Genomic DNA, 9,452 nt, shown 5'->3' with positions numbered 1-9,452 from the left:
GCCGCGCACGTGGCGGGTGTGTTCTCCCTCGACGACGCGGCCCGGCTGGTGGCGGCGCGCGGCCGGCTGATGCAGGCCCTCCCGGCCGGGGGTGTGATGGTGGCGGTGGAGGCCTCGGAGGAAGAGGTACGGGACCTGCTGGCCGGGTTCGAGGACMGKGCGGGKATCGCCGCCGTCAACGGGCCCTCGTCCGTGGTGGTGTCGGGCGCCGAGGAAGCCGTGGCGAAGGTCGTGGACCGTCTCGCGGCCGACGGCCGCAGGACTAAGGCGCTGACCGTCTCCCACGCCTTCCACTCACCTCTCATGGACCCGATGCTCGACGACTTCCGCAAGGTCGCCGAGAACGTTTCCTTCGACGCTCCGGCCCCGAGGACGTGGCCGTCACCACCGCCCTCGCCCACCTCCACGTCCACGGGATCCCCGTCGACTGGACGGCCGTCCTCGCCGGACACGGCGCCCGACGCGTCGACCTGCCCACGTACGCCTTCCAGCGCGAGCGCTACTGGCTCGAAACGTCCGCAGCCCCCGCCGCGCCGGCCCATTACCCGTCCGGATCCGACAACGAAGCGGAAGCGGAGTTCTGGGAGGCGGTCGAGAGCGGGCGGTCCGAGGCCCTCGCCGAACGGCTGGGCGTGGAGCCGGGGGCTCCGCTGGACTCGTTGGTCGGCGCGCTCGCCGGCTGGCGCGAGGAGGGCCGCAACCGGTCCACGCTCGACGGCTGGCGCTACCACGAGGTGTGGCAGCCACTCTCGGCCCCGTCCTCAGGACCCCTGTCGGGCAGCTGGCTGGTCGTGGCTCCCGACGCCGGGGCCGCCGAGCCGTACGCCCGCACACTGCGCGACCGGGGCGCCGAGCCGCTGTGCGTCACCGTCGCCGACCCGGCGGCCGACCGCGCGGCACTCGTCGAGCTGCTGCGCGACGCGGCGGCCGGGGACGCGGGACCCGTCATCGGCGTCCTGTCCCTGCTGGCGCTCGACGAGCGGACGCACCCCGCCCACCCCGGCCTGCCGACGGGCCTGACGGCCACCGTCGCGCTCGTGCAGGCCCTGGGAGCGCTGGAGCTGGACGCGCCGCTCTGGTGCGTCACCGGCGGTGCGGTGTCGGTGGGCGGAGCCCAGCCGCTCACCCGGCCGCTCCAGAGCCTCGTCTGGGGCCTCGGGCGGGCCGTGGCACTGGAGACCCCGCAGCGCTGGGGCGGCCTGGTCGACCTCCCGGCGGCTCCGGACGAGCGGGCGCTCGCCCGGCTGGCCGACCTGCTCGCCGATGCGGCCGGCGAAGACCAGCTCGCGGTGCGCGCCTCCGGGATCCTGGTCCGCAGGCTGGCGCGGATGCCCCGTGGCACGGCCGCCACCGACGGCGCCTGGAAGCCGCGCGGCACCGTACTGATCACCGGTGGCACGGGCTCGCTCGGCGGGCACGCCGCCCGCTGGCTGGCCCGGGGCGGCGCCGAGCACCTGGTGCTCACCAGCAGGCGCGGCGAGGCGGCCGAAGGGGCGCCCGAACTCGCCGCCGAACTCAGGGCACTGGGGGCCAGGACCACGATCGCCGCCTGCGACGTCGCGGACCGCGCGGCCCTCGCGAACCTGCTGGACGCGCTCGCCGACGACCCGGCACCGCTCACCGCCGTCGTGCACGCCGCGGGCCTTCCGCAGTTCTCCGCCGTCGCCGACACGAGCCTGACGGAACTCGCAGCCGTCGTATCGGCCAAGGTCGCCGGCGCGGTCCACCTGGACGAACTGCTCGCCGACCGCGAGCTGGACGCGTTCGTCCTCTTCTCGTCCGTCTCCGGAGTGTGGGGCAGCGGCAGCCAGGCCGCCTACTCCGCGGGCAACGCCTTCCTCGACGCGCTCGCCCGGCACCGCCGGGCCAGGGGACTCGCCGCGACCGCCGTCGCCTGGGGCCCCTGGGCCGAAGGCGGCATGGCCGCCGACGGCGGAGCCGAGGAGTACCTGCGGCGCAGCGGACTGCCCTCGCTCGCCCCGGCCCTCGCGGTCTCGGCACTCCAGCTCGCCATGGACCGCGACGAGACCACCGTGGTGGTGGCGGACGTCGACTGGCCGAGGTTCGCGCCGTCCTTCACCATCGGCCGTCCGAGCGCGCTGCTCGCCGCCCTCCCGGAGGCCCGGGCGGCGCTCGACGGCGCTGAAGCCGACGCTGAAACGGGCGGCGGCGGGGGCGCGGGCGCCGCCTCGGACCTCGTACGGAGGCTCTCCGCCGGCACCCCGGAGGACCGGTACGAGCTGCTGCTGGAACTGGTCCAGAAGGAGGCCGCGGCCGTACTCGGCCATCCGCGCACGGACGCGGTCGAACCCGACCGCGCCTTCAGGGACCTCGGCTTCGACTCGCTCACCGCCGTCGAACTCCGCAACCGGATCGGGACCGCGACGGGGCTGCGACTGCCGATGACGATGGTCTTCGACCACCCCACCCCCGGCGCGCTCACCGACCGGCTGCTCGGCGACCTGCTCCCCGGCGGAGCGGACGGAGCCCACCCCGACGGGAGCCCGGAGGAAGTCCGCGTACGGCAGACCCTCGCGTCGATCCCGCTGTCCCGCCTCAGGGACGCCGGGCTGATGGACGCCCTGCTGGCCCTGGCGTCCGGTGCGTCCGGTGCGTCCGGCGACGGCACGCCCGCGGACGGCGCCCGCGACACCGGGAGCGGCCCGGACGCCGACTCCGCGATCGCGGAGATGGACCTCGAAAACCTCATCGAACTGGCGCTTGGCGACAGCGAAGCCTGAACAACGGCCTGAGTACGGAGCACATGATGACCACAACGAACGACAAGATCGTTCAGGCACTGCGGGCCTCCCTTCAGGAGACCGAGCGGCTGCGCCGGCAGAACCGGAAACTGACGTCCGACTCCCACGAGCCCATCGCCATCGTCGCGATGAGCTGCCGTTTCCCCGGCGGGGTGACCTCGCCCGAGGAACTGTGGCAGCTGGTGGCGGACGGCGGCGACGCGATATCCGGCTTCCCCGCCGACCGCGGCTGGGACCTGGACGCCCTGTACGACCCCGACCCGGACCACGCGGGCACCTGCTACGTACGGCACGGCGGATTCCTCGACGGCGTCGGCGATTTCGACGCCGGGTTCTTCGGCATCTCGCCGCGCGAGGCGCTGATGATGGACCCGCAGCAGCGGCTTCTCCTGGAGACCGCCTGGGAGGCGTTCGAGCGGGCCGGCATCGACCCGGCCGCACTGCGCGGCAGCCGCACCGGAGTCTTCGCCGGCACCAACGGCCAGGACTACGCACGGCTGTCCACCTCCCCGGAGGACTTCGACGGATACCTGGGCACGGGCAACGCCGCCGCCGTGATCTCCGGACGCCTCGCCTACACCTTCGGCTTCGAGGGGCCCGCCGTCACGGTCGACACGGCGTGCTCGTCCTCGCTCGTCGCCCTGCACCTCGCCGCCCAGGCGCTCCGCAAGGACGAATGCTCACTGGCCCTGGTCAGCGGTGTGACGGTGATGTCCACCCCCGGCGCGTTCATGGAGTTCAGCCGGCAGCGCGGGCTGGCCGCCGACGGCCGGTGCAAGCCGTTCTCGGCCGCCGCCGACGGCACGGGCTGGTCCGAGGGCGTCGGCATGCTGCTGGTGGAGCGTCTCTCGGACGCCCGCCGCAACGGCCATCGCGTCCTGGCCGTGGTCCGGGGCAGCGCCGTCAACCAGGACGGCGCCTCCAACGGCCTCACCGCTCCCAGCGGCCCCGCGCAGCAGAAGGTCATCCGCCAGGCGCTGGCCAACGCCGGGCTGACCGGGGCGGACGTGGACGCCGTCGAGGCGCACGGCACCGGCACCTCGCTCGGCGACCCGATCGAAGCCCAGGCGCTCCTCGCCACGTACGGCCAGGACCGGCCGGCCGAGCGGCCGCTGCTGCTCGGTGCGCTCAAGTCGAACATCGGCCACACCCAGGCCGCCGCGGGGGTTGCCGGCGTCATCAAAATGGTCATGGCCATGCACCACGGGGTGCTTCCGGGCACCCTGCACCTCGACGAGCCCTCGCCGCACGTGGACTGGTCGGCGGGCGCCGTCCGGCTGCTGACGGAGCCGGTCGACTGGCCGGAGGGGGAGGGGCCGCGCCGGGCCGGGGTGTCCTCGTTCGGGGTCAGCGGCACCAACGCGCACGTCGTCCTGGAGGAACCCGCCCCCGAGCCGGCCCCCGAACCCGCCCCCGAACCGGCGGACGGGGTGGCGGCCCCCGAGCCCGCTGCGCCCGCCCGGACCCCCCTCCTGTGGCCGCTCTCGGCCCGCAGCGCCGAGGCGCTGCCCGAACAGGCCCGGCGACTCCTCACGTACGTGCGCGAACACCCGCGGACCCCGCCGGCCGACATCGCCCGGGCGCTGGCGACGAAGCGGGCCGGACTGCCGCACCGCGCCACCGTGGTGGGCCGGGACCGCGACGAACTGCTCACCGCCCTCGCGTCCTTCGCCCGCCACGAGCCGACGGGCCACGTCTTCGACGGCACGGCGGCCCGGAAGAAGAAGGTGGCGTTCCTGTTCTCGGGGCAGGGGAGCCAGCGGCTGGGGATGGGGCGTGAACTGTATGAAACCTTCCCGGTGTTCGCGGAGGCCTTCGACACGGTCTGCTCCGCACTGGACGCCCACCTCGAACGGCCCGTGCGGGACGTGGTGTTCGGCGAAGACGCCGAGCCGCTGGACCAGACGGGCAAGGCACAGCCGGCGCTGTTCGCCATCGAAGTGGCCCTGTTCCGGCTGGTGGAGTCCTGGGGTATCCGGCCGGACTTCCTGGCAGGTCATTCGGTGGGCGAGTTCGCGGCGGCCCATGTGGCGGGTGTGTTCTCCCTCGACGACGCGGCGCGGCTGGTGGCGGCGCGCGGCCGGCTGATGCAGGCCCTCCCGACGGGCGGCGTGATGGTGGCCGTGGAGGCCTCGGAAGAAGAGGTACGCAGCCTCCTCGCCGGGCACGAAGACCGTGCGGACGTCGCCGCCGTCAACGGCCCGTCGGCCGTGGTGGTTTCGGGCGCCGAGGACGCGGTCGCCGCGGTCGTCGACCGGCTCGCGGCCGACGGCCGCAAGACGAAGGCGCTGACCGTCTCCCACGCCTTCCACTCGCCCCTCATGGACCCGATGCTCGACGACTTCCGCAAGGTCGCCGAGGACGTGACCTTCTCCGAGCCCGGCATCACGGTGGTGTCCACGGTCACGGGCCGCCCGATGACCAGCGCAGACGCCACCCGTGCCGAGTACTGGGTGCGTCAGGTCCGCCGGGCCGTGCGCTTCGCGGACGCGGTCGCCACCCTGTCGGACGCCGGTGCGTCGGTGTTCCTGGAGATCGGCCCCGGCGGCGTACTGACGGCCCTGGCCCAGGCCCTCCTCGACACGCAGCAGACGGTGACCCTGCCGGTCCTGCGCACCGACCGCCCCGAGGACCTCGCGGTCGCCTCCGCGCTGGCCCAGCTCCACGTCCACGGCATCACCCCCGACTGGAACGCCCTGCTCGGCGCCCCGGGCCCCGTACTCCCCGACCTGCCCACCTACGCGTTCCAGCGCCGCCGGTACTGGCTGGAGGGGGCGGCCTTCTCCGCGAAGCAGACCGAAACCGGGGCGGCGGACCCGGCAGAGGCCGGTTTCTGGCAGGCCGTGGAGAGCGCCGACCTCGAAGCGTTCGCGCAGCGGCTCGACGTGGCGGACGATGCACCGCTCAGCGCGGTCCTGCCCGCGCTCACCCTGTGGCGGCGCAGGCACCGCGAACACTCCACCCTGGACGGCCTGCGCTACCGCACCGTCTGGAAGGCCGCCGCGACCGCGGCCACCGAGATCCGCTTGCCCGGAACCTGGCTCGTCGTGCTGCCCGCCGGCCACCCGGCGGACGACGACCCCTGGGTGGCGGCCGCGCTGCGGGCCCTGCGCGACCACGGCGCACAGGTGCGCACCGTACCCGTGGAGCCGGGCACCGTACGGGCGGACCTCGCCGACCTGCTGCGCACCGCGGTGGACGGCGGGGCCGTGGCCGGCGTCCTCTCGCTGCTCGCCGTCGACGAACGGCCGCACCCCGTCCACACCACGCTCCCCGAAGGGCTCGCCGCGACCCTGGCGCTCGTCCAGGCCCTGGGCGACGCGACCCTCGGCGCCCCCCTTTGGTGCGCGACGCGGGGCGCCGTGTCGACGGGTCCCTCCGACCCGCTGCGCAGCCCGCACCAGGCACAGGTCTGGGCACTCGGCCGCACCGCGGCACTGGAGCACCCCTCCCGCTGGGGCGGAATGCTGGACCTGCCCGAGGTGCTGGACGACCGCGCCGCACGGCGCTTCGCCGGGGCGCTCGCGGGGGCCCACGCGGCCGACGACCAGCTGGCGGTCCGGGCCGCGGGAGTCTTCGTACGCAGGCTGCAGCGCTCCCCGCGGACGGAGGCCGGGCCGGACGGCACGACCGCCGGGTGGCAGCCGCGCGGAACCGTGGTCATCACCGGAGGCACCGGAGCCCTGGGCGCGCACGTGGCCCGCTGGCTGGCCGACGCCGGCGCGGCCCACCTGGTGCTGACCAGCCGGCGCGGCGCGGCGGCCGCGGGCGCCGACGCCCTCCGCGCCGAACTGGAGGAACGCGGAGCGAAGGTCACCATCGAGGCCTGCGACATCGCCGACCGGAAGGCGGTGGCCCGGCTGCTCGACGGACTGCCCGGGGAGCACCCGCTGACCGCCGTCGTGCACGCCGCCGGAGTGGGCACGCCCGGCATGCTGGCCGAGACGACGCCGGAGCAGTTCGCGGACGTCCTCGCCGCCAAGGCGGCCGGTGCCCGCCACCTGGACGACCTGCTCGGCGATCGCCCGCTGGACGCCTTCGTCCTCTTCTCGTCGATCTCCGGAGTGTGGGGTGCGGCCGGGCAGGCCGCGTACGCCGTGGCGAACGCCTCCCTCGACGCCCTCGCCGAGCACCGCAGGGCACGCGGACTCACCGCCACGGCCGTCGCCTGGGGGCCGTGGGCGGGCGGCGGAATGGTCGAGGACGGCGACGCCGAGGAACGGCTGCGCAAGCGCGGACTCCCCGCCCTCGACCCGGCGTCGGCGCTCGCGGCGCTGCGCGGAGCCCTGGACCGCGACGAGACGGCGGTGACGGTCGCCGACGTCGCCTGGGACCGTTTCGCACCCTCCTTCACCCTGCTCCGCCCCAGCCCGCTGATCGGAGAGGTCCCCGAGGCCGCCGCCGCCCTCACGGCAGCGGCAGCGGCGGCCGGTTCGGCTCCAGGACGGGCGGGCCGGGGCGAACCGACCGAGTTCGTCCGCCGGACCCTCACCCTGACCGCGCCCGAGCGGACCCGCGCGGTCCTCGCACTCGTACGGGGCGAGGCGGCGGCCGTGCTCGGCCACCAGGACACGGACGCGGTCGCCGCCGACCGGGCCTTCCGCGAACTGGGCTTCGACTCCCTGACCGCCGTCGAACTGCGCAACCGGCTGAACAAGGCCACCGGTGTCCACCTCCCCGCCACCCTCGTCTTCGACCACCCGTCCCCGGCCGTGCTCGCCGCACACCTGCTGAGCGAGCTGACGGCGGCCGGCACCGGAGAGACCGCCGGCGCCCCCCGGCCGTCGGCCGCAGCCCGTACCTCCGGGGACGACGAGCCCGTCGCGATCGTCGCCATGAGCTGCCGCTACCCGGGCGACGTCCGCACCCCCGAGGACCTCTGGCGCCTGGTCGCCGAGGGCCGCGACGCGATCGGCGGCTTCCCCGCGGACCGGGGCTGGGACCTGGAGTCGCTCTACGACCCCGACCCCGACCGGCCCGGCACCACCTACGCCAAGGACGGCGGCTTCCTCTACGACGCCGCCGACTTCGACCCGCAGTTCTTCGGGATCTCGCCCCGCGAGGCCCTCGCGATGGACCCCCAGCAGCGACTCCTCCTGGAGACCTCCTGGGAGGCGTTCGAGCGCGCCGGGTTCGACCCCACCTCGCTACGGGGCACCAGCACGGGCGTCTTCATCGGCTCCGGCTACCAGGACTACGCGGCCCGCCTGCTCAGCGTCCCGCAGGACCTGGAGGGCTACATCGGCACCGGAAGCTCCGGCAGCGTCGTCTCCGGCCGGATCGCCTACTCCCTCGGCCTCGAAGGGCCGACGCTGACGGTGGACACGGCGTGCTCGTCCTCGCTGGTCGCCCTGCACCTCGCCGCCCAGGCCCTGCGGCGCGGCGAGTGCGACCTCGCCCTGGCCGGCGGCGTGACGGTGATGTCGAGCCCCAACGCCTTCATCGAGTTCAGCCGCCAGCGCGGACTGGCCGCCGACGGCCGCTGCAAGTCCTTCGCGGCCGCCGCCGACGGGACGGGCTGGGGCGAGGGCGTCGGCCTCCTGCTGGTCGAGCGGCTGTCCGACGCCCGCCGCAACGGCCACCGGGTACTGGCGGTGGTGCGCGGATCGGCCGTGAACCAGGACGGCGCCTCGAACGGTCTGACCGCGCCCAACGGTCCGGCGCAGCAGCGGGTGATCCGGCAGGCCTTGGCCGACGCCGGACTGGCCGCGGCCGACGTGGACGCGGTGGAGGCGCACGGCACCGGCACCCGGCTCGGCGACCCGATCGAGGCCCAGGCGCTCCTCGCCACGTACGGCCAGGACCGGCCGGGCGACCAGCCGCTGTGGCTCGGCTCGCTGAAGTCGAACATCGGGCACACCCAGGCCGCGGCCGGAGTGGGCGGGATCATCAAGATGGTGCAGGCCATGCACCACGGAGTCCTCCCCGCGACCCTGCACGTGGACGCGCCGACCCCGCACGTCGACTGGGCGGTCGGTTCGGTCCGGCTCCTGACCTCGGCCGTCGACTGGGCGGCCGACGGCGAGCACACCCGCCGCGCCGGAATCTCCTCCTTCGGCGTGAGCGGCACCAACGCCCACGTCATCATCGAGCAGGCCCCGTCGCAGCCCCCGGCCCCCGCCGGGAAGCGCCCCGCGCCGGGCGTCGTCCCGTGGCTCCTCTCCGGAACCAGCCCGGCAGCCCTGAGGGACCAGGCCGAACGCCTCCTCGCCCACATCGAGAGCCACCCGGAACTGGAACCCGTCGACGTGGCCCTGTCGTTGGCCACGACCCGGGCCGCCCTGGAGCACCGGGCGGTGGCGCTCGGCAGCGACCGTGAGGAACTCCTGCCGGCGCTGCGCGCACTGGCGGCGCCCGACACGGCCGGGCCGGCGGACCCGGCACTCCGTGGCACCGCTGCCACGGACCGCCGTACGGCGTTCCTGTTCTCGGGGCAGGGGAGTCAGCGGCTGGGGATGGGGCGTGATCTGTACGAGGCCTTCCCGGTGTTCGCGGACGCCTTCGACGCGGTGTGTGCCCATGTGGATCAGCACCTCGAACGTCCTCTGGCGGGCGTGGTGTTCGGCGATGACGCGGAGCTCCTCGACCGGACGGGTTACGCGCAGCCGGCGTTGTTCGCGGTCGAGGTGGCGTTGTTCCGGCTGGTGGAGTCCTGGGGTGTCCGTCCGGATCTTCTGGCGGGTCATTCGG

2 protein-coding genes and 1 pseudogene are annotated in these 9,452 nt (G+C 74.9%); all 3 read left to right on the top strand.

Annotated elements, in window-relative coordinates; all coding sequences use genetic code 11:
* Positions 1-363: pseudogene (locus AB4039_RS40030) on the top strand (acyltransferase domain-containing protein); the annotation flags it as partial.
* 11 nt (positions 364-374) lie between these two features.
* On the top strand, positions 375-2,741 hold the full coding sequence (locus tag AB4039_RS40025; RefSeq protein WP_442273084.1) for an SDR family NAD(P)-dependent oxidoreductase: 2,367 nt from the start codon (positions 375-377) through the stop codon (positions 2,739-2,741).
* Between the two features lie 26 nt (positions 2,742-2,767).
* Positions 2,768-9,452 (top strand): type I polyketide synthase (locus AB4039_RS40020; RefSeq protein ID WP_442273083.1); only part of this gene is annotated, 6,685 nt, incomplete at its 3' end.

This window comes from Streptomyces sp. M-16 (genome assembly GCF_052114405.1).
Taxonomy (GTDB): Bacteria; Actinomycetota; Actinomycetes; order Streptomycetales; family Streptomycetaceae; genus Streptomyces.
Note: the sequence above shows the minus strand (reverse complement) of the source record. Positions and strands in the feature narration are given on the sequence as shown.